The 325-nt window shown below is 33.2% G+C and carries 1 pseudogene; it reads right to left on the bottom strand.

What is annotated here, in order from left to right:
- Positions 1-161 precede the first annotated feature (161 nt).
- Positions 162-325: pseudogene (locus AB4180_RS22710) on the bottom strand (thioredoxin peroxidase); the annotation flags it as partial.

Here is a 325-nt window from a genome sequence, read left to right as displayed (position 1 = left end):
GAATTACGCAACAAAGCCTTTAAGAGCACCTAATGATACCAGGATTAACAACCCTATAAATATATTTTGTTTTTTTATGGTTTTCATTATTGATTGTTATTTATATAATTGGAATTAGGTTAATATATAAGAGGCTAATGCCCCTTATATATTTCCGGAGTCTAGCGGTTTTCTAACGCAACTTTCACTGCTCGTTCTAAACTAGGGATAGTTGTAAGTTCAGGTACTCTTTGGGTATAAATGACTTGGTTATTCATACCCACTACAATAATACTTCGACTAAGTAAGCCTAACTGCTTAATTTGAGTGGCTTTGTTGCGTAATT

Origin of the sequence: Vibrio sp. 10N.286.49.C3 (assembly GCF_041469545.1) — a bacterium.
GTDB lineage: Bacteria > Pseudomonadota > Gammaproteobacteria > Enterobacterales > Vibrionaceae > Vibrio > Vibrio tasmaniensis_A.
The sequence above is the reverse complement of the archived record's forward strand: the minus strand, read 5'-3'. Positions and strand labels throughout refer to the sequence as shown.